Origin of the sequence: Polynucleobacter sp. MWH-Svant-W18 (assembly GCF_018687495.1) — a bacterium.
Taxonomy (GTDB): Bacteria; Pseudomonadota; Gammaproteobacteria; order Burkholderiales; family Burkholderiaceae; genus Polynucleobacter.
In genome coordinates, this window is the sequence record NZ_CP061293.1 from 659,568 (window position 1) to 684,009 (window position 24,442).

Genomic DNA, 24,442 nt, shown 5'->3' on the forward strand with positions numbered 1-24,442 from the left:
TGTTTGCTTCAGTAAATTACATACATCCAATAGGCATGTTTGGTGCCTGGAATAAACAAGGGTGTATGCCTTGAGTTTGAATTCCGAGTTTAGTTAATAGAGGAGATTTGCATGACGAAGACCGTCGCTGATGTGATGAAGTTAGTTAAAGAGAAAGAATGTACTTTCGTTGATTTCCGCTTTGTGGATACAAAAGGTAAAGAGCAGCATGTTTCTGTACCGATCTCCGCGTTTGACGAAAGCAAGTTTGAAGATGGTCATGCATTTGACGGCTCATCCATTGCTGGTTGGAAAGGGATTGAAGCATCTGATATGTTGCTCAAACCAGATCCAACAGCTGCTTACATTGACCCATTCTATGAAGAGCCAACCTTAGTGTTGACTTGTGATGTGATCGAGCCATCCGATGGCAAAGGTTACGACCGCGACCCACGCTCTATTGCAAAACGCGCCGAAGCGTATTTGAAGAGCACTGGTTTAGGTGATGCTGCTTACTTTGGTCCAGAGCCAGAGTTCTTTATTTTTGACGGCGTTCGTTGGGGTGCCGACATGCAAGGTTGCTTCGTGAAGATTGATTCTGAAGAAGCGCCATGGTCATCAGGTCTTGAAGTTGAAGGCGGTAACACCGGTCACCGTCCAGGTAAAAAAGGCGGTTACTTCCCAGTGGCTCCAGTAGATACATTCCAAGACATGCGTTCTGAAATGTGTTTGATTCTCGAATCATTGGGTATTCCAGTTGAAGTACATCACCATGAAGTTGCTGGCCAAGGCCAAAACGAATTGGGTACAAAGTTCAGCACATTGGTACAGCGCGCTGACTGGACTATCTGGCAGAAATACGTGATTCAAAACGTTGCTCATGCTTACGGCAAGACAGCAACCTTTATGCCTAAACCAGTAGTGGGTGATAACGGTTCTGGTATGCACGTTCACCAATCTGTTTGGAAAAACGGTGAGAACTTGTTTGCTGGTAATGGTTACGCTGGTTTGTCAGAGTTTGCTCTCTACTACATTGGCGGCATCATTAAGCACGCTAAGGCATTGAACGCAATTACCAACCCAGGTACAAACTCTTACAAGCGTTTGGTTCCAGGCTTTGAGGCTCCAGTGAAATTGGCTTACTCAGCACGTAACCGTTCTGCCTCTATCCGTATTCCACACGTTTCTAGTCCTAAGGGTCGTCGTATCGAAACCCGTTTCCCAGATCCATTGGCTAACCCATACTTGGCATTCTCTGCCTTGTTGATGGCTGGTTTGGACGGCGTACAGAACAAGATTCATCCAGGTGAAGCTGCTGACAAGAATTTGTATGACTTGCCACCAGAAGAAGATGCAAAGATTCCAACCGTTTGCGCAAGCTTGGAAGAAGCATTGGATGCCTTGCAGAAAGATCATGAGTTCTTGACTCGTGGTGGAGTATTTACAGAGTCCATGATTGATGCGTACATCAATTTGAAGATGGATGATGTCACACGTTTCCGTATGACTACTCATCCAATCGAATTTGATATGTACTACTCCCTGTAAGCGAAGGAGAGAACTTGAGCGCAGGTCTGTTGCGCAATTCGTTCAAGGGAGCAGCCACGGCTGCTCCTTTTTTTCCGACATTGCTTGATCAGATGCCCAATGCCATCCTGGTATTTGAGGCTCAGAGCCAACAATTGGTTTACGTGAACCCAGCTGCGGAATCTGCACTGGACCTCTCGCGCAAATCACTTGAGGGTCAGTCTGTGCACGCTTTATTTGGGGATAACAGTGCTTTGAGTGACATGATTGCTGAGGTGAGAGCAGGTCATGTCTCGGCACAACGTCAAGAAATGGTTTTGCATTCCCTACCCAGTAGTATTCATCAAGAATCAACCCCAGCACATGTAGTCATTGCAGCGCTCGAGGATCCCGAGCTCATCATGATGGAATGGTTTCCGATCGACCAGCAATTGAGAAGTGAGCGTGATGAGCGTGTTACACAGCAGGTAGAAGCCAACAAACAGTTAATGCGCAATCTGGCGCATGAGATTAAAAATCCTTTGGGCGGTATTCGGGGTGCGGCTCAGCTCTTAGAGTTTGAGTTACCGGAAAAGGGTTTACGTGAGTACACCCAAGTCATTATCAAAGAGTCAGATCGTTTACAGACCTTAGTTGATCGTCTTTTGGCGCCACATCGTAAAGCGCACGTGATAGAAGCATTTAATGTGCATGAAGCGCTTGAGCGCGTCCGCAGCCTAGTATTGGCAGAGTTTCCCAAGGGTTTAAAGATCATCCGCAATTACGACACCAGTCTTCCAGACATTCTTGGTGATCGTGAACAACTCATTCAAGCTGTACTGAATATTGTGCATAACGCAGCACAAGCGCTTTCAGATGAGATTAAAGCGGGTGTTGCGCAGATTGAACTCAATACGCGGGTGGCTCGTTCAGTCACGATTGCTAAGCACCGTTATAAGTTGGCCATGGATTTGCACGTAATTGATAACGGTCCCGGTATTCCGAAAGAAATTATTGAGCGTATTTTTTTCCCACTAGTATCTGGACGAGAAGGGGGTAGTGGCCTGGGCCTTACCCTCGCACAAACCTTTGTTCAACAACACCGGGGCTTTATTGCTTGTGACAGTCGCCCTGGACGTACTGATTTTCATATTCAAATTCCATATCGCAGTCAGGAGAAAGCATCATGAAACCAATTTGGATCGTTGACGATGATCAATCCATTCGTTGGGTCTTAGAAAAAGCCTTGGCACGTGAAAATATTCCGCATAAGAGCTTTTCAAACCCCAATGATGTGCTCAACGCTTTAGAGAAGGAATCTCCTCAGGTATTGATTTCGGATATCCGTATGCCGCGCGGCAATGGTTTGGATTTATTGCAGCATGTCAAAGCCAGTCATCCAAATTTACCAGTGATTATCATGACGGCATACTCTGATCTGGATTCTGCGGTGTCCTCCTTTCAAGGTGGTGCATTTGAATACCTCACCAAGCCTTTTGATATTGAAAAAGCAGTGGAGTTAATTCTTCGTGCGGTAGAGCAAAGTACTCGAAATGAGGCAGGCACTAAAGATTTGACGGGCTGGCGGCAAGAGGCAACCGAGATCATCGGTCAAGCACCCGCCATGCAAGAAATCTTCCGTGCCATTGGTCGTTTAGCGCAGTCGCATGCCACAGTTCTGATTACTGGTGAATCTGGTACGGGTAAGGAGCTTGTTGCACATGCTCTGCATAAGCATAGCCCTAAGGCAAAAGGCCCATTTGTATCGCTCAGCACTTCCGCTGTTCCAAAAGATCTATTGGAGTCAGAGTTATTTGGCCATGAACGTGGTGCTTTCCCAGGTGCGCAGACATTACGTCGTGGACGTTTTGAGCAAGCCGATGGCGGCACACTCTTCTTAGGTGAAATTGGTGATCTGCCATTTGATTTACAAACACGATTATTGCGTGTGTTGTCCGATGGCCATTTTTATCGCATCGGCGGTCAAGATCCTATCAAGGTAAACGTTCGTGTGATTGCCTCTACCCATCAGAACCTGGATGCTCGTGTAGCAGCAGGCTTCTTCCGCGAAGATTTATTGCATCGTTTGAATGTCATTCGTTTAAGAATGCCTTCATTGCGCGAACGCAGTGAGGATATTCCGATGTTGGCGAGACATTTCATGCTCGCTTGCGCAAAATCCTTAGGCGTAGAGCCCAAGAAGCTTTCAGATGAAGTCCTGAAAGAAATTGCTGCAATGCCATTTCCAGGAAACGTACGTCAATTAGAGAATCTATGCCATTGGCTTACCGTGATGACACCTGCCAATGTGATTGGCGTTACTGATTTACCTGCTGACATCATGGCGGAAGCTGGTGAGCAGCCTGTTATCTTGCAGGGCGAGTCTTCTAGTTCAAATCCGGCTATTGCAAAAGTAGCTACTGGCGATTGGGAGAATGGTCTTGGACGTTTGGCCGTGAAGATGTTGCAGGATGGTGATACTGAGGTCTATGACGCCCTATGTGCCCGCTTTGAGAAAGCAGTATTGCAAGCAGCGTTAGAGGTAACCCGTGGCCGTAGAGTGGAGGCAGCACAACGCCTAGGTATCGGCCGCAATACCATTACTCGTAAATTGCAGGAACTGGGGATCGATGACTGATTCAATCCGCATTGCTGCGTGGAATGTAAATTCTTTAAAAGTTCGCCTTCCACAGGTACTTCGCTGGTTGCAAGATCAGGAGCAACAAAAGCAAGCCATTGATGCCTTGTGCTTACAAGAGCTCAAGCTCACGGATGATAAGTACCCACATCAAGAGCTTGAGGCTGCTGGCTATCTCAGCTTGGCAGCAGGGCAAAAGACTTATAACGGTGTAGCAATCATTGTGCGCAAAGCTGCCTTGGCAGCTATTGCCTCGGATGTGCAAACCACTTTTTTAAAACCCATTCGGAATATCCCTGGTAGCTCTGATGAACAGCAGCGCATTTTGGCTGCGACCATTCCATTTTCAGGAACCCAACCCATTCGACTAGTCTCCGCATATTTTCCGAATGGACAATCACCCGATAGCGATAAGTTTGCTTACAAGCTAGACTGGTTAAATAGGTTACAAAGCTGGTTAACATCCGAATTAGAGCAGAGCCAGCGCTTGGCTTTGCTGGGCGACTTCAATATTGCACCAACCGATGAAGATGTTCATGATCCCAAAGCTTGGGAGGGGCAGAACTTAGTTTCACCACCTGAAAGAAATGCATTCCAAGAGTTATTAAATCTGGGGCTGCATGATTCATTCAGAATGTTTGCACAAGCACCCAAGACCTATAGCTGGTGGGACTATCGCATGATGGGTTTTAGACGCAATGCTGGGATGCGTATTGATCACATTTTGCTGAGTGAACAACTCAAAGAAAAGTGCAGTGCTAGCATCGTAGATAAAGAGCCTAGAACTTGGGAGCAGCCTTCAGACCATGCTCCGGTGATAGCAACTATTAAAAAAATCTAAGCGCATTTCAGTGACTAGTGCATCTATGATGCCAATTTTGTACTCCTACCGAAGATGCCCTTATGCTATGAGGGCGAGGATGGCTCTTCAATACGCTGGCATTGCGTTCGAGCATCGAGAGATTGCTTTAAGGGATAAACCCAAATCGATGCTACTAGCATCGCCCAAGGGAACTGTTCCAGTGCTGTGTGTTGATGGTCAAGTCATCGATCAAAGCTTGGATATTATGCGCTGGGCACTGGACAAATCAGACCCCGATGGCTGGAAGAGTGTCGATGAGCAGATTGCTGAAAGTTGGATCGAGAAGAATGATGGCCAATTCAAGTTGCTGTTAGATCAATACAAGTATCCCAATCGCTACCCAGAGCTCAATCCAGAAGAAGTTTTAATTGCAGCAATGGAGATGATGTTAAAACCCATCGAAACTGCGCTACAGGCAAATCAATATCTATTGGGCAACAAAGTGTCTTGGGTAGATATTGCTATCTTTCCATTCATCAGGCAGTTTGCCGCCGTTCATCCGGAAAGATTTACACAGTTGCCATTGCCGGCTACTCAAAAATGGTTAGAGCAACTGATTCAATCACCATTATTCAATTCTGTAATGGAGAAGTATCCCACTTGGGTGGATTAGTCAGTACAAGACAGCCTACGCTAAGCCACCATGTCGAAGTAGAGCATCAATACTGGGCTCTCTGCCACGGAAGGCCTTGAAAGATTCGGCCGCAGGACGACTGCCACCCACTTCCAAAATCTCTTCTCGGTAACGAGTTCCTGTTTCGGTATCGAGCACGCTACCAGTGAGTTTTGCAGCTTCCTCAAAGGCGGAGTAAGCATCAGCTGAGAGCACCTCTGCCCATTTGTAGCTGTAATAACCCGCTGCATAACCACCAGCAAAGATATGGCTAAAGGAATTGATCCAACGAGAGATTTCTGGTTGCGTAATGATGTTGTATTCATCAGCAATTTGACGTGAAACATCAAGTACGGCATGGCCTTTAGCATCCTGAGCATCAAAGCGAGAGTGCAAGCGCCAATCGGTTAAGGACATCACAATTTGACGTAGGGTTGCAAAACCATTCTGAAAATTCTTAGCAGCAATCATTTTCTCAAAGAGTTCACGCGGTAACGGCTTTCCTGTTTCTGCATGTGCAGTCATTTTTTCTAACACTTCCCATTCCCAGCAGAAGTTTTCCATAAACTGACTTGGCAGTTCAACTGCATCCCATTCCACGCCATTAATTCCGGAAACGCCTAATGCGCCTACTTGGGTAAGTAGGTGATGCAGTCCATGACCACTTTCATGGAAGAGGGTAATCACATCATCATGGGTAATAGTGGGTTGACGCAATATCCCATCGACTTTGACTGGCGCAGCAAAGTTGCAAACTAGGTAAGCAACCGGAACTTGGATTTCACCGTTGGCAAGTTCTCTGCGACCACGAGCATCATCCATCCAGGCACCGCCACGTTTCCCGGGGCGAGCATAGGGATCTAAATAAAAATAGGCCTGAATCTTTCCTGCTAGATCTTTTACAACAAAGGACTGCACATCTGCATGCCAAGTAGGCAAGTCAGCAGCCTCAATCTTCACGCCAAAGAGCGTCTGAATCACTTGGAATAAACCATCCAATACCCTGGGAAGTGGAAAGTATTGCTTAAGCTCGTTTTCAGAAAAAGAATAACGAGCATGCTTCAAGCGTTCTGCAGCAAAAGGAACATCCCATGGCTCAAGGCCATTGCTCGATTCACTGGCGAGTCCCAACTCTGTTTTTGCATACTCACAAAGTTCTTGCCAATCTTGCTGGGCAAATGGTTTTGCTTTATTGGCAAAGTTGGTTAAAAAGAGATCCACTTCATCAACACTGCTTGCCATCTTAGGCGCTAAGCTCAGAGCCGCATAATTCGCAAAGCCCAACATGCGTGCCTCTTCATCCCGCAGTCTGAGTTGCTCGAGCATGTTAGCCGTGTTATCCCAAGCCAGATCACCCTTGGCATATTGGGGGGCTAACTCGGATGCGCGTGTGACATAGGCTTCATACATGAGGCGACGTAAGTCGCGGTTCTCTGAGTACTGCATCACGGGATAGTAAGAGGGGAAGTGGAGGGTAAATGCCCAACCTTTCAAACCTTTCTGCTCTGCAGTATGTGCAGCGGCAGCGATAGTATCTTCTGGAAGACCAGCCAGGTCTGCTCTGTTTGTAATGAGATGGACGAAACCATCAGTTGCGTCTAAAACATGATCTGAAAACGCTTTACCCAAGGCTGCTTGTTGATCCTGAATTTCGGAGAAGCGCAATTTATCAGCATCATTTAATTCTGCACCACCAAGACGAAACTCTCGCAAGGAGTTTTCAATCACTTTCTGTTGCGCGCGGCTGAGCTGCGCATATTCAGGACTGTTCTTCAGTTCCTTAAACTTCTGATAGAGCGCCAGATTTTGTCCAAGACTGGACATGAATGCTGTAACCTCCGGGAGTATCTCTCCATAGGCAGTCCGCAGCTCTGGGGTATCGGCAACACTATTGAGATGGGATATCACACCCCATGATCTGCCCAATGCTTCCGTTGCATCCTCTAAGGGTTCGGCTAACTGATCCCAAGTAGCCGGAATGTGAGAATTGGTTGCAGCATCCACCGATTCTTGTGCATGCTTGAGCAAAAAGCGGATTGCTGGTGCAATGTGCTCAGGCTTGACATCTGAATAAGCAGCGATGCCTCGACCAAAGGTCAGCAGGGGATTATTTTGTAAGGCAGGGGGTAAGCTAGGAAAGAAGGTATTTGTCATACCCTCTAGCTTAATGGATCTCAGCCAATCTAAGGCTTAGCTGCCTTTTCGGCAGCTTCCAAGGTATTCATGAGCAGCATAGTGATTGTCATTGGACCAACGCCACCAGGAACGGGGGTAATCCAGCCGGCTATGTATTTAGCAGTATCAAAATCGACATCACCACAAAGCTTGCCGTCCGGAAGACGATTGATACCCACATCAATGACAACTGCACCAGTTTTCACCATATCGCCTGAAACCATTCTCGGTTTTCCGGTAGCTACTACCAGAATGTCTGCATCTTTAGTGTGGTGAGCGAGGTCACGGGTCTTACTGTTACAAATTGTCACAGTGGCACCTGCTTGCAAAAGCAACATAGCCATTGGCTTGCCCACAATATTAGAGGCACCAACAATGACAGCCCGCGCGCCACGAATCGGATAATCAATACTCTCCAGAATCTTCATGCAACCATAGGGTGTGCAAGGTTTAAATTCTGGTTGGCCAACCATTAAGGCACCTGCATTGGCAACGTGAAAGCCGTCCACGTCTTTATGAGGGGCAATCGCCTCCAAGACACGCTCAGCTGCAATGTGTTCAGGTAGGGGGAGCTGTACCAAGATGCCATGAATTGAGGGATCCGCATTCAGGGTAGCAATACGAGCGAGCAATTCTTCTTCACCAAGCTCTGCAGAGTAACGCTCTAACACCGAATGAAAGCCGACTTCTTCACAGGCTTTGACCTTATTGCGCACATATACTTGGCTAGCAGGATTGTCACCAACGACGATGACTGCTAATCCAGGTCGAACACCCTTCGCCGTCACAATAGCCCCTCGAGCTGCGATCTCAGTGCGGATTTTTTTAGAGAGTGCGTTACCGTCTAGTAGTTGGGCAGGCATTGCGGTCGAGATATTCTGATTAGTTAGGCTGGGGATCGGATAAGGCTAAGCGGAGCAGGTCCGCTACGGTATTGACGTTCAATTTTTCCATGATGTTGGCACGGTGCGCCTCAACAGTCTTAATGGAGATGCCTAAGTCATCGGCAATTTGCTTATTCAGACGACCGGCTACGATGCGCTCCAAAACTTGGCGTTCACGACCAGTCAATTTGCTCAGCAGGCTCTGCGTAATTTTGCGTTGACTTGCTTGTGAGTAGTCCACTCTGGCTTTTGCAAGCATGCGATCGACTAAACCACAGAGATCATTTTCTTTAAAAGGCTTTTCAATGAAATCGACTGCACCACGTTTCATAGTGGACACTGCCATAGAGACATCACCGTGACCAGTAATAAAGGCTACAGGCATTGGTAGATTTTCACTAATCAAACGCTCTTGTAATTCAAGGCCAGACATTCCTGGCATACGCACATCCAAGATGGCGCAAGAGATGGTGGACTTATCGGTGCTTTGTAGAGACTGTAAGAAACGTTCTGCGCTTGCGTGACAACGAACGACGTAGCCATTGCTTTCTAGAAGCCAGGTAAGAGAATCGCGGACAGCCTCATCATCATCAACAACATATACAACTTCGGCTTGGTTGGGTTTGGCAGTGGCTAAGTTCATTTTGGGTCTCGCGTGGTGATTCAGACTACGAAAATTATGCATTTCCAATGGAATCCGAAGATTCTATGGGTAGAAGTATTGTAAAGGTGCAGCCGACCAGCTTGGTGTGTTCAGAATCCATAATATTGGATGCCCAGAGGCGTCCGTGGTGGGATTCAATGATGGAGCGGCAAATATTCAGCCCCATGCCCATCCCATCGGTTTTGGTACTGAAAAACGGCTCAAACATGCGTTCAATCACCGATTCGGCGATGCCACCCCCAGAATCAGTTACCCGAATTCTGAGCATGGCCGGAAAAATATTGGTGTCCAAGTCAGCGCTAATCTTGACGGGTGGGGCTGACCAGCGCGAGGACAGGGGGTAGGCCTCCCGCATACTATCCAAGCCATTTTTGAGCAGGTTCACTAATACTTGCAATATCAGAACAGGATCAAGGCTAACTTCACGTAAATTTGCAGCAATATTTGATTCAATGCTTAAGCGATGACGATTGGCTTCAATTTCTACTAAGCCCACTGCGTCGTTGATGATGTCAGCTATTGAGGATGTTTTGCGTTGCGATTCACTACGCTTTACAAATCCTCTAATGCGTTGAATGATGGTACCTGCACGATGAGCCTGTTCTGAGGCTTTCTCTAGCGCTGGCAAAACTTCTTTATTTAAATTAGGATCAATATTGCCATCTAAACGCTTGGCGACACCCATGCAGTAATTTGAAATTGCAGAGAGTGGCTGATTCAATTCATGGGCAAGGGAAGAAGCCATTTCACCCATTGTGGTGAGACGACTCGTAAATTGCATCCGTTCTTCTTGTTGACGCGCTAACTCTTCAGCTTCTTTGCGGATGGTGATGTCGGTAGCAATCTGCAACTGAGCGAGCTCACCATCTACCCATGGGATCACGCGTCGACGCACCTCATACCAGTGGTTGCCATCTTCGCTGAGCTGAATTTCCTCTGACTCAGATTCTTGATATAAAAAAGAGGCGGGAATAGATGGCGCAGATTCGTGCATATCTTCAGCGATATCATGCAGCGTTTTAATGGTATTGATATCGCCTGCTAATTTAAAATGCCCTTCAGAGTCATTGCCAAAATTTTCTCGGTAGAAGCGATTCGCAAACAAAAGTTCATTGGTTTCTAGATCCACTACGGATACCGCTGCATCTAGACCCTCGAGAACTGTGGTGAAGCGATCTTGTGAGGCCGCTAACTCTTCGCGAATCCTTTTGGGCTCAGAGATATCGATTAAAGAAGTAACCCAGCCGGTTTGTTTGCCTTTTTCATTAATTAAAGGTGCAATGAAGGTACGGGTTTCAATGAGTGTGCCATTGCGCCGCAAAATAGCTCCCTCAATACCCTTTTTGGAGACAACTTCAGAGTTCAAGGCCCGATTCATCTTCTCGGACAACTCTTCACGTCGAGCGTCTGGCCAGAAGGGGAAAGGGGGCTTCAGTCCAATGAGCTCTTCAGGGTTCCAGCCAGTCATTTCGCAGAATGCGCGATTGACATAGGTAATACGTTTATCCATATCATGCGCACGTATACCAACTGGTGTAGAGTTTTCCATCGCATTTCGAAAGCTCGTCTCTTTACGCAAACTGGCTTCCGCCTCTTGACGAACTTGCATCTGTTTTAAGACTGACCACAAACTCCAAATCACGAAGGAACTCAACCCCAACAGCACGCCAATCAACATTCGAAAGGTTAAATTTGTTGGCGGAGGATAGGTATCAATTCGTAAGGTCAGGTTTGGACTCAGTACTCCAATATCCAAACTCGTTTGGTTGCTAAAAGATCTTTTAGGTGTCCCGCGATCAGAGGAAATAGACAAAATGCGTTCATCATCTGCCAGCAAGGTAAAGCGGTAGTGGGCTTTTAGATCGGATGGAATAATATCCAACACTCCTTGGGTGGAGTAGAGCACAGCTAGGTATCCAATAGCCTCACCGCCCACGATATTGGGCACTACTTGCCAGAACACGATGCTGCTCTCTTTTGCCAATGGGTCCTGACTAGGAATATCCAAGCTCATGAATTTACTAAATGCAGCTCTGCCAGTAATTTTGCTTAATTCAACCGTACTGTTTAGTGCGCTAGTGCTAGCTTGGCCATTTTGTGTATTGCCAATCCAATTACTATTCTTGCTGCCTTGTGGGGCCATCCATTGATTCTGCAGATTTTGATTCAGTGAAATGATTTTGATGATTTCATGGTTGCTTAGTGCAAGCGCCTCTGCTTGCTCAAAAGCAATTTTGTTCAGCTTGACTTGATCTTCGGTAGCAGCCAGTTCGCGATTAATACTGGTGAACGCTTCTAGATTATTGGCAAAGCGCAATTGGATGCGTTGCTTAGCAAACGACAGTTCACGAAATAGGGCGGCTTCTTGTTGATTCTTTTCTTGTAAGTGCAAAGTGCCCAGAATGATGCCCATGACTACGGTAAAGAGCACGATGGCAATCAGGGGGGTGTAAACGAGCCTAAATCCCCGGATTTTTCGGAGCCATTTAAATGGACTAAAGAGAATGCTAATCAAAGCCGTAAATTTCATGAATGAGGGTCATTTTGCCTGATTACGTGCTTAGAAAGCCATTTTTCCCCATTAAATCAGCATCTTATTTGCGCTGCAATAAATTACCACATTATGAGAAATATTATCATTATGTGGGAAATTGCTTGTTTACACCCATATACCTTCCTAGAATGTTGTCTATAAAGTTGCTACATACAAGTGAAGTACTTATTGGAGACAAGTTATGGCTGCAGTTCCAGAGCAGATATTAGGTAAGCAAAATTCTCAGGATGTAGACCCTGGAGAAACCCAAGAATGGTTGCAGGCCTTAGATGGTGTCATTCATAACGAAGGCGCTGACAGAGCGGCTTACTTAATAGACCAGCAAATTTCTCATGCACGGGTCAATGGTGTCGTCCAACCTTTCCATGCAGAAACTCCTTACATCAATACGATCCCAGTTGAGAACCAAGCTCGGTTACCTGGTGATCAAAATATTGAGCACCGCATTCGTTCCTACACTCGGTGGAATGCAATGGCAATGGTCTTGCGTGCCAATAAAGATACAAACGTAGGCGGACACATCTCTTCTTTCCAGTCAGCAGCAACTTTATATGACGTTGGATTTAATCACTTCTGGCATGCCCCATCACCAGAACATGGTGGCGACCTAATTTTTGTTCAGGGCCACTCTGCACCAGGCGTTTACGCACGTGCTTATATGTTGGGCCGTTTATCAGCCGATCAGTTAAATCACTTCCGCCAAGAGGTTGGTGGCAAAGGGATTTCAAGCTATCCACACCCTTGGTTAATGCCGGACTTCTGGCAGTTCCCTACGGTATCGATGGGCCTTGGTCCGATCATGGCTATTTATCAAGCGCGTTTCATGCGTTACTTGCAAGACCGTGGCTTTATTAAGAATGAAGGTCGCAAGGTCTGGGCATTCTTGGGCGATGGCGAAACCGATGAACCTGAATCCTTGGGCGCTATTGGTATGGCCGGCCGTGAAAAGCTAGACAACCTCATCTTTGTGATTAACTGTAATTTGCAGCGTTTGGATGGTCCAGTACGCGGTAACGGCAGCATTATTCAAGAGCTTGAGAGTGAGTTCCGTGGCGCTGGTTGGAATGTCATCAAGGTGGTGTGGGGCGGCCATTGGGATGCCTTATTTGCGCGTGATAAAAAGGGTATCTTGATGCAACGTTTGGGCGAGATCGTTGACGGTCAGTACCAAACTATGAAATCAAAGAATGGTGCCTATGTCCGTGAGACCGTTTTCAATACGCCAGAGCTCAAAGCTTTAGTAAGTGATTGGAGTGATGATGAAATTTGGCAACTTAATCGTGGTGGTCATGATCCGCATAAAGTCTATGCAGCCTTTCATGCAGCGGTAAATCACAAAAATCAACCTACCGTTATTTTGGCTCACACCATTAAAGGTTACGGTATGGGTGGCTCCGGTGAGGCAATGAATATTGCGCACCAAGCGAAGAAGATGAACGACGACGACGTTCGCCGATTCCGCGATCGTTTTGAAATTCCCGTTAAAGACGAAGACCTTGATGAGATGCCTTTAGTTAGCTTTGCTGAAGGCAGCCCTGAATTGGAGTACATGAAGGCGCGCCGCCAAGAGTTAGGCGGTTACTTGCCGCAGCGTCGAACCAAGGCAGAGAGTTTGCCTGTACCAGCATTAGATGCATTTGCACCATTGTTGGAAGCAACTACTGAGGGTCGCGAGATCTCCACTACGATGGCTTTTGTCCGCATGCTCAATACTGTGGTGCGAGATAAAACCATTGGTAAGCGTGTAGTGCCGATTGTTCCAGATGAGTCCCGTACCTTTGGTATGGAAGGCATGTTCCGCCAACTCGGCATTTGGAACCAATTAGGCCAGCTTTACACCCCAGAAGATCACGATCAATTGATGTTCTATAAAGAGGATAAGACTGGTCAGATCTTGCAAGAGGGTATTAACGAAGCGGGTGGTATGTGCGATTGGATCGCCGCTGCAACTTCTTACTCTACACATGGCGTGCCCATGTTGCCTTTCTATATCTTCTACTCGATGTTTGGTTTTCAGCGTATCGGCGACTTAGCCTGGGCGGCTGGTGATATGCGTAGCCGCGGCTTCTTGTTAGGCGGTACTGCGGGTAGAACCACCTTAAACGGCGAAGGCTTGCAACACGAAGATGGTCACAGTCATCTTTGGAGTGGCGCAGTGCCAAACTGCATCAGCTACGACCCAACTTTCTCGTTTGAATTAGCAGTAGTGATTCAGGATGGTATGCGTCGTATGTTGGAAGTGCAGGAGGACGTTTATTACTACGTCACATTGATGAATGAGAACTATGCACATCCAGCGATGCCTAAAGGTGCTGAAAAAGACATCATTAAAGGAATGTACAAGCTCAAGTCAGTTGGTGACGATAAAGCGAAGTTGCGCGTTCAGCTCCTTGGTTCTGGCACCATCTTCCGTGAAGTGATTGAGGCTGCTGAGTTATTGCAAAAAGATTGGGGTGTAGCATCGGATTTATGGGGTTGCCCAAGTTTTACTGAGTTGGGTCGCAATTGGAATGCAGTACACCGCTCCAACTTGCTCAACCCAACTGCGGCGCCAGCTTTGTCCCATGTGGAAAAGTGCCTCAAAGATACTTCTGGCCCTGTGATTGCTGCAACCGACTACGTCCGTTTGTTTGCTGAGCAAATTCGTCCAGCAATTCAGCACCTAGGTCGCCGCTACGAAGTATTGGGTACGGATGGCTTTGGTCGTTCTGATACCCGTGAAAAACTCCGTGACTTCTTCGAAGTGGATCGTCGCTGGGTGGTTGTGACTGCCTTGAGATCTTTGGTGGATGCAGGCCAGATGGATCGTCAAAAACTGGCTGAAGCGATCAAGAAGTATGGCATCGACACTACTAAACCAAACCCAATGACGGTTTAAAACGAGATCAATTCATGAGTCAAATAATCGAAATCAAAGTCCCCGATATTGGTGACTATAAAGATGTGCCTGTTATTGAAGTGTTGGTGAAGGCCGGCGACAAGATTGAGAAAGAGCAATCTATCGTTGTACTGGAGTCTGATAAAGCAACGATGGATGTTCCCTCATCCCACTCTGGGCTTGTGAAAGAAGTGAAGGTCAAAGTGGGTGACAGCCTCTCTGAAGGATCTGTTGTGATCACTTTGGAAGAGGGCGCTACAGCGGCTACTCCAGCTCAAGCAGCCCCTGCTCCAGTTGCAAGCCCTGCAAGTTCTGGTGGTACACCTATGGAGATCAAAGTCCCCGATATTGGTGACTATAAAGATGTACCCGTGATTGAAGTGTTGGTGAAGGCCGGCGACAAGATTGAGAAAGAGCAATCTATCGTTGTACTGGAGTCTGATAAAGCCACTATGGATGTTCCTTCAACACACTCCGGCGTTGTTAAGGAAGTCAAAGTGAAAGTCGGCGACAACCTATCTGAGGGATCAGTGGTCTTGATTCTGGAAGGTGGATCTTCAGCTGCTGCCCCTGTAAGTGCACCAGCTGCAACTACAGCACCTGCACCCACTAAGGCAGTTGAGCCTCCAATTGTTCGTGCTCCAGCACCGCCTCCGGTGAGCAATGTAGCCCCAGCGGTGGATGCTGCGTTAAGTCATGCAAGTCCATCCGTACGTAAATTTGCGCGTGAGTTGGGCGTGACCATTACTCAGGTTAAGGGATCTGGCCCTAAGGGGCGCATTACTCAGGAAGATGTACAAGCTTTTGTGAAAGCCGCAATGAGTGGTGGCGCTACCAGTGCCTCAGCATCCAGTGGTGGCAGCTTGGGCGGTCTCAATTTGATCCCATGGCCAAAAGTGGATTTCACAAAGTTTGGTGAAATTGAGCGTCAACCCTTAAATCGAATTAAGAAGCTTACTGCAGCGAACCTTGGCCGCAATTGGGTGATGATTCCTGCGGTAACTTATCACGAGGATGCAGACATTACTGATTTGGAGGCATTCCGTGTGCTTACCAATAAAGAGAATGAAAAGAAGGGTGTCAAGATTACGATGCTCGCATTCTTAATGAAGGCTGCAGTTGCTGCTTTGAAGAAATATCCCGAGTTCAATAGCTCGCTCGATGGCGATGATCTAATTCTCAAAAAATATTTCAATATCGGCTTTGCTGCAGACACGCCAACGGGATTGGTTGTGCCGGTAATTAAAGACGCAGATAAAAAAGGTATCTTTGAGTTGGCTAAAGAGACTTCTGAGCTGGCTGCGCTTGCCCGTGATGGTAAGTTAAAGCCTGATCAGATGCAGGGCGCGAGCTTTACGATCTCCTCTTTAGGTGGCATTGGAGGAACTTACTTCTCTCCAATTGTGAATGCTCCTGAAGTCGCTATTCTGGGCGTTAGCAAAGCTGCCATGAAACCCGTTTGGGATGGTAAGCAATTTGTGCCACGTCTGATTTGCCCATTATCACTCTCTGCTGATCATCGCGTGATTGATGGCGCATTAGCAACTCGCTTCAATGTGTATATTGCACAACTTTTAGCCGACTTCCGTCGTGCTTCGCTGTAAGGAGAATTTATGGCTAAGCAAATGATCCTCGTGCCTGATATTGGCGATTATTCTGATGTTCCAGTAATTGAAGTGCTGGTTAAAGTTGGTGATGTAGTTGAAAAAGAGCAGCCACTGTTAGTGCTCGAATCTGATAAGGCGACGATGGAAGTTCCAGCTGACGCTGCGGGAACCGTCACTAGCATTTCAGTAAAGTTGGGTGACAAGGTTAGTAAAGGCACAGTGATTGCTGAGATTGAGGCAAGTGCTGCTGCCCCTGTAGCTAAGCCTGCTGCTGTGGCTGCACCAGCTGCCACTTCATCTACTCCTGCTGCGGCTCCAGCCCCAGCCCCCGTTGCTGGTCAATACAGTGGCAAAGTGGATCATGAATGTGAAGTATTGGTACTCGGTGCGGGCCCTGGTGGCTATAGCACGGCATTTAGAAGTGCTGATTTGGGTATGAATACTGTTTTAGTAGAGCGTTACGCTACCTTGGGTGGCGTGTGCTTGAACGTTGGCTGTATTCCCTCAAAAGCTTTGCTGCATACCACTGCGGTGATGGATGAAGTCAAAACCATGTCTAAGCATGGCATCACTTTTGGTGAACCCAAGATCGAGATTGATCAACTGCGTGGCTATAAAGATTCTGTGATTGCTAAATTGACCGGTGGATTGGCTGGTATGGCAAAAGCCCGTAAGGTCAAAACCGTGCGTGGCTTAGGACGATTTTTAGACGCTCATCACGTTGAAGTGGAATTAACCAATGGCACTGGTCAAGACCTGACTGGCCAAAAAGAAGTAGTGCGCTTTCAGAAGGCCATTATTGCTGCAGGCAGTCAGCCTGTGAAATTGCCATTCTTGCCAGAAGATCCCCGAATTGTGGATAGTACTGGCGCTTTATTACTCAAGAGTATTCCGAAGCGCATGCTCGTGATTGGCGGTGGCATTATTGGTTTAGAGATGGCAACCGTGTACAGCACGCTTGGTTCACGCATTGATATTGCAGAGATGATGGATGGTCTGATGGCTGGTGCTGATCGCGACCTAGAAAAAGTCTGGGAGAAGTTTAATGCCGGACGCTTTGAAAAAGTCATGCTGAAGACGCGCGCTGCTAAAGCGGAAGTGAAATCGGATGGCATTCAAGTGACTTTTGAAGGCGAGAATGCCCCAGCAGAACCACAAACATATGATTTGGTATTGGTGGCGGTAGGTCGGACTCCAAATGGTAAGAAGATTGATGCGGGCAAGGCCGGTGTTCAGGTGGACGAGCGGGGCTTCATTTCAGTGGATAAACAAATGCGCACCAATGTGCAAAATATCTTTGCTATTGGGGATATTGTTGGTCAACCCATGTTGGCACACAAAGCAGTGCATGAAGGTCATGTCGCTGCTGAAGCTGCAGCGGGTGAAAAGTCTTACTTTGATGCCAAGCAAATCCCATCCGTTGCCTATACAGACCCTGAGGTAGCTTGGGCTGGTTTAACTGAGGAGCAGTGTAAAGCTCAAGGCATTGCCTACGAGAAGGGGCTCTTCCCATGGGCTGCAAGTGGTCGTGCAATTGCAAATGGTCGTGATGAAGGTTTCACCAAATTGATATTTGATGCAGCCACCCATCGCATTATTGGTGGCGGTATTGTCGGAACCCACGCAGGTGATCTGATAGGTGAAGTCTGCTTAGCCATCGAGATGGGTGCTGATGCGGTAGATATTGGCAAAACTATTCATCCACATCCCACGCTAGGTGAGTCTGTGGGTCTGGCAGCTGAAGCAGCGCATGGGCACTGTACAGATTTACCACCAGTGAAGAAGAAGTCCTAAATAGCTGAGCCAGTTCAAAAGAAAAAGCCCCGAGTAATCGGGGCTTTTGCATTACAGGAGATCAGGTAAATTATTTCTTTTTTGCAGCTTTCGTTGCGGTATCTGCAGCTTTCATCACAGTGTCAGTAGCCGTGCTGAGATTTGTTTGTGCTACCTCAACCGCGTGCTTCACTGCTTTCTGGCTAGTTTCAAACACATTGTTTGCAGAAGCAATTGCTTGCTTCATTGCCTGCACCGCTGCATCGGAACCGGCGGGGGCATTCTTCGTCCACTCTTCTACCAATGCATTGATTTTTTCTTGACCTGCTTGAAATTCTTTTTCAGCAGACTTAGTGAAGTTGTTTTGAGTCTCATGAGCCAACTCGTACAAGTGGCGGCTATAAGCCATAATTTTCTCTGCCATAGGCTGCACTGCTTCAGCTTGATGGGCTAAGAGCTGCTGGATATCTTTAACTTCTAAAGCTTTTCTTGCGCTAGTCATGCTGTCGCTCAAACTTTGTTTGGCAATATGCATATTGAGTTCAACGAGTTTCTCAATACTCTGGAGCGCTTGATTGGTCAAACCACTCAAGGTTTCTAAATTGGCTTTTTGCGCTGCTGCGATTTGTTCTGGTGTTAAGTTCATTTCAATCCCTTTCATTTGGATTTGCGTTCAATTTTCGCTTGAGGTCTATGTCTGACTGTATAGGGTTTGGAGGAATTTTACATCATTAATATTGCGTCGCAGCATAAAGAATCATGACTTCGCCTTAGTGAGTAACAGAGTCACCATAACAAAAGAGCCTAAAATCAATGATTCAGTTCAATCCCCCCAATTTTCAGCAAGAGATTCATGAAGCTTAGTTTAGATAATGCTATTGCACCGTTTTTTGTGCTGATTTGGAGTACGGGATTTGTCATCGCACGGTTGGCGATGCCATATGTTGAGCCAGCCACATTTTTGTTTTGGCGTTTTGCAGGCGTTCTAGCTGCCATGGCAGCACTCAGTCTGATTTGGCGAATCACTTGGCCGAGTTGGTCGCAAATGAAGCATATTGCGGTTGCTGGCATCTTGTTGCAGTTTGGTTATTTACTCGGGGTTTGGTTTGCAGTACGACTCGGAATGACTGCTGGCTTAGTGGCCATTATTGTTGGTCTACAACCGATCTTGACAGCGTGGTTTGCGGCATGGGTTTCAGAAAAAGTGACTCCACGCCAATGGATAGGCTTGGGGTTTGGCTTTGCGGGTGTGGCTTTGGTAGTGATGGAAAAAATTGGCTTTGCCCATATTCCATTTGCTAGTTATGTATTGGCCGTCATTGCCTTACTCTCAATTACTTTTGGCACCCTGTATCAGAAAAAGTATTGCCCAGTGTTTGATCTGCGAGCAGGCTCGTCCATTCAGTTTGGCGTATCAGCCGTCCTCTGTTTTCTTTGCATGTATTTCTTTGAGTCTGGCGTGATGGTCTGGAATGCTTCGGTCATTGGTGCTTTGCTTTGGGCTATCTTTCCGCTATCCATTGGATCGATTAGTTTGTTATTTATGATGATTCGTAAGGGGGCGGCTACCAAAGTCACCAGCTTGCTGTATCTCACACCACCAACCACGGCATTGATGGCTTGGTTCCTATTTGATGAGCCATTTACCGCCATGATGGCTGTCGGTCTGGGCTTAACGATGACTGGGGTGGTTCTGGTTAATGCCCGTCAAACCAATACGGTAGCTACGATTGCAGAATAGAACACCCCAAAATGTCCAAGATGGGGCGAATAAACCCTTTCTGACATTAGAAATTAATTATCATTCGGTATGTTGAAAGTTTTGGAAGGTATTTTGGGATGCGTTTGAATCGATTTTGGCCATTTGCCCTAGCTTTGCTGATCGGCTTGACTGCCTCTGTAAATGCACCAGTATTTGCAGCTAGCAAAGATAAGGATAAAGATAAGCAAGCCAAATCGAGCAAGGTAGTTGTAAAGACTGCTAAATCGCCTAAGAGACCTAAGACAGTCCGAGTGACTGTTACGCGTTCGAATGCGCCAGTGGTTGCCGGACCACCATCTCTTGCCACTGCTCTAGGATTACGCGGTCAGCATGATGAGCTCAGCCTCAAATCTAGTGTTGCAATGGTTGTCAACCAAGACACTAAAGAAGTGTATTTTGAAAAAAATCCGAGCGTTAGCCTGCCGATTGCATCCATTACAAAATTAATGACAGCAATGGTTGTCTTGGATTCCAAGTTGCCCATGGATGAGACCATTGTGATTAATGCGGACGATGTTCACATTTATGCCAAGTCTCGCCTAGCTGGTGGAACTGTACTCACGCGTGAAGAAGCGCTCTTACTGGCGCTGATGTCTTCCGAGAACCGTGCAGCATATACCTTAGGTCGTAACTATCCAGGGGGTATTCCAGCGTTTGTGGATGCGATGAACCGCAAAGCAAAAGACATTGGGATGGACCATTCGCATTTTGCGGATCCTACTGGCCTGATGAGCGAGAACGTTGCTTCAGCCGAGGACCTCACCCGCATGCTCAATGCCGCGTATCAATACAAGACGATTCGTGAGTTCTCTACTTGGCCTGATTTGACGATGGTGATTGCAAATCGCCCGCAAAAATTCCTAAACACGAATCGCTTAGTGCGTTCTGGTGATATGAATATCGGATTGCAAAAGACTGGCTTTATTAATGCCGCAGGCAAGTGCCTGGTTATGCAAGCACGAGTGAACAACACACCCTTATTGCTGGTCTTCTTAGATTCTGTTGGAACCCAATCGCGTTTCGCAGATGCGGTGAGAGTGCGAGATTGGTATGAACGTATGCCTTCAGGCGCTCAACCTATCCGTCGCTTAATGTAATTTAGGCTGGAGCACCAGGCTCAGAGGACTTGGGTTTGAAGCCCATCCCCTTGGAGATCTGGAGGGCGGTGTCTTGTAGTGCCTTTAGCCAGTCAGCTTGCATGCGGTCTGTTGGAGCGCTCAGTGATAAGCCAGCAACCAATTTTCCTGAGTCATCCAAAATCGCTGCAGCTAAACAGCTCACGCCGAGCTCAAGTTCTTCATCATCACGTGCATTGCCATCTCTACGCACTTGATTGAGTGCAGTTTCTAGTTTGGCTAAATCAGTGATGCTATTGCGAGTATGACCAGAAAGCCCTGTACGTGTCACATAGGCGCGCACTTGGTTAGGGTCATCACTTGATAGGAATAGTTTTCCGACTGAGGTCAGGTGAAGCGGGGCACGTCCACCAATGGCTCGAACTACTTGCATGCCAGAGCGTTCGCTATAGGCACGATCGACATACACAATTTCATCACCTTGGCGAACGGATAAATTGACAGTCTCACCTGTAAGCTTGTGAAGGGTACGCATGGGTACTTGTGCAGCTTCACGAACAGAGAGTCGTGCTTTGACTAAGTTACCAAGTTCTAGCAGTTTTAAGCCAAGTCGATAAGTGCCGCCATCGCCACGCTCAACCAGACGACAAGCAACCATGTCATTCAAAATTCGGTGGGCAGTGGAGGGATGCAGAGCAGTTTGCTCAGCCAAATTCTTGAGGCTGCAAGATTCTTCTTGCTCGGCTAAGGCGTCGAGCAAGTTCATCATGCGATCGAGCACCTGGATGGCAGTTTTGCCAACTTCGCCAGTATTTTTAGCAGTTTTGATCGGTTTGGTCGTACTCATAGCCCTTATTGTATCGATTTCAGAGCTAATTGCATATTATGAAATCCCATTTTATGGATTTGAGGCTGGAAAAACACCCACTTGGGCTTGGGATCAGGGCTGTCTGAGCGCCTTGGCACACTCATTCACAAGATCCGGGCCTCGGTAGATGAGGCCGCTATAGAGTTGAACTAAAGACGCTCCAGCCATGATTTTTTCCCTGGCATCTGCCCCCGACATAATGCCGCCTACGCCAATGATTGGCAGAGTGTTTCCTAATCTGGCTTTGAGCGCCCTAATTACTTGATTCGATGCTGCCCGAACTGGCGCGCCTGATAAGCCGCCCGTTTCTTGCCCATATTGCATACCTTGAACTGCATCACGTGCAATCGTAGTGTTGGTGGCGATGATGGCATCGATTTGAAACTCCATTAATAGGTCAGCAATTAAATGGATGTCTTCTGTATTTAAGTCAGGCGCAATTTTCAAGAAGAGCGGTTTGCGCACACCATAGCGATCACATAATTCTTGCCGAGCTTGATCTAACTTGCTGAGTAATGAGCGCAACATCTCTTCGCCTTGGAGTGCTCTCAGATTCTGGGTATTCGGGGAGGAGATATTGACTGTAATGTAGGAGGCAATCTCATAAACAGCCTGCATCGCCAAGATGTAATCGCTTGCCGCATTCTCAATCGGCGTATCTGCATTCTTGCCGATATTCATCCCCAAGACACCGCCGGATTGCCAAAAGCTGGAGCGACGTACACGTACTACGCAAGCATCAACCCCATCATTATTAAACCCCATGCGATTAATAATCGCCTGGGCTTCAGTGAGCCGAAACATGCGGGGCTTAGCATTGCCAGCTTGTGGGCGAGGAGTGACTGTACCAATCTCTAAAAATCCAAAGCCAAGCGCAGCGAGAGCATCAATATGCTTACCATCTTTATCCAGACCCGCAGCTAAACCGACAGGGTTCGAAAAGGTGATGCCGCAAAGCGTTTGTGGATCAGCTATGGGTTTGGTAACAAGGCGCTCAAGCAAACCCCAGCGTTGTGCACGATCTAAGTTACTGAGCGTCAGGTTATGCGCTTGTTCAGGATCTAGACAAAAGAGCCAAGGGCGTAAAAGAGAATAGCGATCGATCATGGGTAGATATTATGACCCACTCAATGCTTGCCAGTGGTCATCGATCAAACCTTCCATCGGTTGATAGTTCACCTTATAGGACATCTTCTCACTCTCTTGAATGTAATAGCCGAGATACAAATAGGGTAGGTTCAGCTCTTTAGCTTGAGCAATTTGCCACAAGATACTGAAAGTTCCGTAACTGGCTGCGTGTTCCGAGGTATCAAAGAAGGTATAAACCGAAGAAATGCCTTGCTCGAGGATGTCAATCATGCTGACCATACGAAGACGGCCGGGATGGGAGTCGTGGGGTCCATCACGGAACTCCACGATGCGTGAGTTCACCCGGCTTTGCAATAAGAACTGCATGTATTGATCTTGATCATCGTTATCCATTTCACCGCCAGCATGACGTGCATTTTGATAGTGCTGATAGAGCTGGTAGTGCTCTTCTTGATAACCTAAGTTCAACACAAACGCCTGTAATCCAGAATGTTTTTTCCAAGCGCGACCTTGGCTCCGAGAGGGAATAAATTGATTCACCAAAATGCGGGTAGCAATGCAGGCTCTGCAGTTGTCGCAATAAGGGCGATAGGTATAGAGACCACTCCGACGAAAACCCGCATTAAGTAATTCGTTATAAATATCCGCATGAATCAAATGAGATGGAGTGGCTACTTGTGAGCGCGCCATTTTATTTAGCAGATAGCTACAAGGGTAGGGCGCAGTTGCATAAAACTGGATTGCGGTCAGCGGAAGTTCTTTAAGCTGGGTCATAGCCAGTGGGTCAAGATGGTTTTATCAAAGGTCCAAGATCCTTCAATCTTAGTTTGATTTAGAGATATTTGCAGCGCTTCCAGAAATTCTTTTCTCGGAATAGGCGTAGCGCCCAAGGAGCTAAGGTGGGCTGTCTCTTGTTGGCAATCGATCATCGCAATGCCATTTTGTAAGCACCAGGCACTTAAGGCCGCTAAGGCTATCTTGGAGGAGCCAGGTTTGCGGCTGAACATGGACTCACCAAAAACCATACCGCCAAAGGAGACGCAATACAGGCCGCCAATGAGTTGATCTTGCTCCATGACAGCAATACTATGAGCATGACCTTGTTCATGCAGTGCGGTATAGGCATCCATGATTTCATGGGTAATCCAAGTGCCATCCTGATCTTTACGCTCACTGGTCGCGCAAGCGCGGATTACCCCACTAAAATCCATATCGACTTGAACTTGTGCTTTTGCATCTTGGCAAAACAAACGAATGCATTTTTTCAGAGAGTCACTGCACTTAAAGGCGCTTGGCTTTAAAACCATTCGAGGATCGGGTGACCACCACAAGACCGGTTGATTATCAGAGTACCAAGGAAAAATACCGAGTTGATAAGCCCGAGAGAGCTGTCCAGGATAAATACGTTCACTCACGGCAATGAGGCCAGGAACGCTGGGGTCAGGATCAGCAGCTAAGAGTGGATTAGGAAAAGGGTCATGAGGGCCCAGCCAAGCAATCTGGCTCATAGTTCA

Annotated in this window: 19 protein-coding genes; 10 read left to right on the forward strand and 9 right to left on the reverse strand. The window is 47.1% G+C overall.

What is annotated here, in order from left to right; translation table 11 throughout:
* The first annotated feature begins 111 nt into the window (after positions 1-111).
* Genes glnA through C2757_RS03510 form a run of 5 tightly spaced genes read left to right on the forward strand, consistent with a single transcriptional unit; the run spans position 112 to position 5,598 of the window.
* A complete protein-coding gene (gene glnA, locus C2757_RS03490) occupies positions 112-1,527 on the forward strand; it encodes a type I glutamate--ammonia ligase (protein ID WP_215376196.1) in 1,416 nt (471 codons plus the stop codon).
* Between the two features lie 26 nt (positions 1,528-1,553).
* Positions 1,554-2,675 (forward strand): nitrogen regulation protein NR(II), encoded by a 1,122-nt coding sequence (gene glnL, locus C2757_RS03495; protein ID WP_371817039.1) that lies wholly within the window; start codon positions 1,554-1,556, stop codon positions 2,673-2,675.
* Positions 2,672-4,123, forward strand: coding sequence for a nitrogen regulation protein NR(I) (gene ntrC / locus C2757_RS03500; RefSeq protein ID WP_215376199.1), 1,452 nt, complete (start codon positions 2,672-2,674; stop codon positions 4,121-4,123). Before glnL ends, ntrC begins: the two co-directional genes overlap by 4 nt.
* Entirely contained in the window at positions 4,116-4,964 is an 849-nt protein-coding gene (gene xth, locus C2757_RS03505; RefSeq protein WP_215376202.1) for an exodeoxyribonuclease III, read from the forward strand. The genes ntrC and xth overlap by 8 nt, the downstream gene beginning before the upstream one ends.
* Before the next feature lie 28 nt (positions 4,965-4,992).
* Positions 4,993-5,598 carry a glutathione S-transferase gene (locus tag C2757_RS03510; RefSeq protein WP_256438137.1) on the forward strand — a complete coding sequence of 202 codons (606 nt, stop codon included), beginning with the start codon at positions 4,993-4,995 and terminating at the stop codon, positions 5,596-5,598.
* Between the two features lie 15 nt (positions 5,599-5,613).
* On the opposite strand, the gene C2757_RS03515 is transcribed toward C2757_RS03510, so the two are convergent.
* Genes C2757_RS03515 through C2757_RS03530 form a run of 4 tightly spaced genes read right to left on the reverse strand, consistent with a single transcriptional unit; the run spans position 5,614 to position 11,851 of the window.
* Positions 5,614-7,752 carry a M3 family metallopeptidase gene (locus C2757_RS03515; protein WP_215376204.1) on the reverse strand — a complete coding sequence of 713 codons (2,139 nt, stop codon included), beginning with the start codon at positions 7,750-7,752 and terminating at the stop codon, positions 5,614-5,616.
* A 29-nt stretch (positions 7,753-7,781) separates the two neighbouring features.
* Entirely contained in the window at positions 7,782-8,636 is an 855-nt protein-coding gene (folD, locus tag C2757_RS03520; protein WP_215376207.1) for a bifunctional methylenetetrahydrofolate dehydrogenase/methenyltetrahydrofolate cyclohydrolase FolD, read from the reverse strand.
* 19 nt (positions 8,637-8,655) lie between these two features.
* Entirely contained in the window at positions 8,656-9,300 is a 645-nt protein-coding gene (locus tag C2757_RS03525; RefSeq protein ID WP_215376210.1) for a response regulator transcription factor, read from the reverse strand.
* A 34-nt stretch (positions 9,301-9,334) separates the two neighbouring features.
* Complete coding sequence (locus C2757_RS03530) at positions 9,335-11,851, reverse strand: PAS domain-containing sensor histidine kinase (protein ID WP_215376213.1); 2,517 nt, start codon at positions 11,849-11,851, stop codon at positions 9,335-9,337.
* Between the two features lie 205 nt (positions 11,852-12,056).
* Between C2757_RS03530 and aceE the strand changes: the two genes are divergently transcribed.
* From aceE to lpdA, 3 genes are read left to right on the forward strand one after another with little or no spacing between them, the layout of a single operon-like run.
* Positions 12,057-14,753, forward strand: coding sequence for a pyruvate dehydrogenase (acetyl-transferring), homodimeric type (aceE, locus tag C2757_RS03535; protein ID WP_215376215.1), 2,697 nt, complete (start codon positions 12,057-12,059; stop codon positions 14,751-14,753).
* A 14-nt stretch (positions 14,754-14,767) separates the two neighbouring features.
* Entirely contained in the window at positions 14,768-16,357 is a 1,590-nt protein-coding gene (gene aceF / locus C2757_RS03540) for a dihydrolipoyllysine-residue acetyltransferase (protein ID WP_215376218.1), read from the forward strand.
* Positions 16,358-16,366: 9 nt separating this feature from the next.
* The gene (gene lpdA, locus C2757_RS03545) at positions 16,367-18,154 is read left to right on the forward strand and encodes a dihydrolipoyl dehydrogenase (RefSeq protein ID WP_215376221.1); all 1,788 of its coding nucleotides are present in this window, start codon (positions 16,367-16,369) and stop codon (positions 18,152-18,154) included.
* A gap of 70 nt (positions 18,155-18,224) precedes the next feature.
* Here lpdA and C2757_RS03550 read toward each other — a convergent pair whose 3' ends face one another.
* Positions 18,225-18,779 carry a phasin family protein gene (locus C2757_RS03550; protein WP_215376224.1) on the reverse strand — a complete coding sequence of 185 codons (555 nt, stop codon included), beginning with the start codon at positions 18,777-18,779 and terminating at the stop codon, positions 18,225-18,227.
* Between the two features lie 207 nt (positions 18,780-18,986).
* On the opposite strand from C2757_RS03550, the gene C2757_RS03555 reads away from it, so the two are divergent.
* On the forward strand, positions 18,987-19,874 hold the full coding sequence (locus tag C2757_RS03555; RefSeq protein ID WP_215376226.1) for a DMT family transporter: 888 nt from the start codon (positions 18,987-18,989) through the stop codon (positions 19,872-19,874).
* A gap of 98 nt (positions 19,875-19,972) precedes the next feature.
* The gene (locus C2757_RS03560; protein WP_215376229.1) at positions 19,973-20,992 is read left to right on the forward strand and encodes a serine hydrolase; all 1,020 of its coding nucleotides are present in this window, start codon (positions 19,973-19,975) and stop codon (positions 20,990-20,992) included.
* Position 20,993: 1 nt separating this feature from the next.
* Here C2757_RS03560 and C2757_RS03565 read toward each other — a convergent pair whose 3' ends face one another.
* The 4 genes from C2757_RS03565 to aat form a co-directional block, all read right to left on the reverse strand.
* A complete protein-coding gene (locus tag C2757_RS03565) occupies positions 20,994-21,818 on the reverse strand; it encodes an IclR family transcriptional regulator (protein WP_215376232.1) in 825 nt (274 codons plus the stop codon).
* Positions 21,819-21,911: 93 nt separating this feature from the next.
* Positions 21,912-22,946: a quinone-dependent dihydroorotate dehydrogenase gene (locus tag C2757_RS03570; RefSeq protein WP_215376235.1), complete on the reverse strand. Its 1,035-nt coding sequence runs from the start codon at positions 22,944-22,946 to the stop codon at positions 21,912-21,914.
* 9 nt (positions 22,947-22,955) lie between these two features.
* Complete coding sequence (locus C2757_RS03575) at positions 22,956-23,702, reverse strand: arginyltransferase (protein ID WP_215376238.1); 747 nt, start codon at positions 23,700-23,702, stop codon at positions 22,956-22,958.
* Positions 23,699-24,436, reverse strand: a complete 738-nt coding sequence (gene aat, locus C2757_RS03580) for a leucyl/phenylalanyl-tRNA--protein transferase (protein ID WP_215376241.1) — start codon at positions 24,434-24,436, stop codon at positions 23,699-23,701. Before aat ends, C2757_RS03575 begins: the two co-directional genes overlap by 4 nt.
* Positions 24,437-24,442 lie beyond the last annotated feature (6 nt).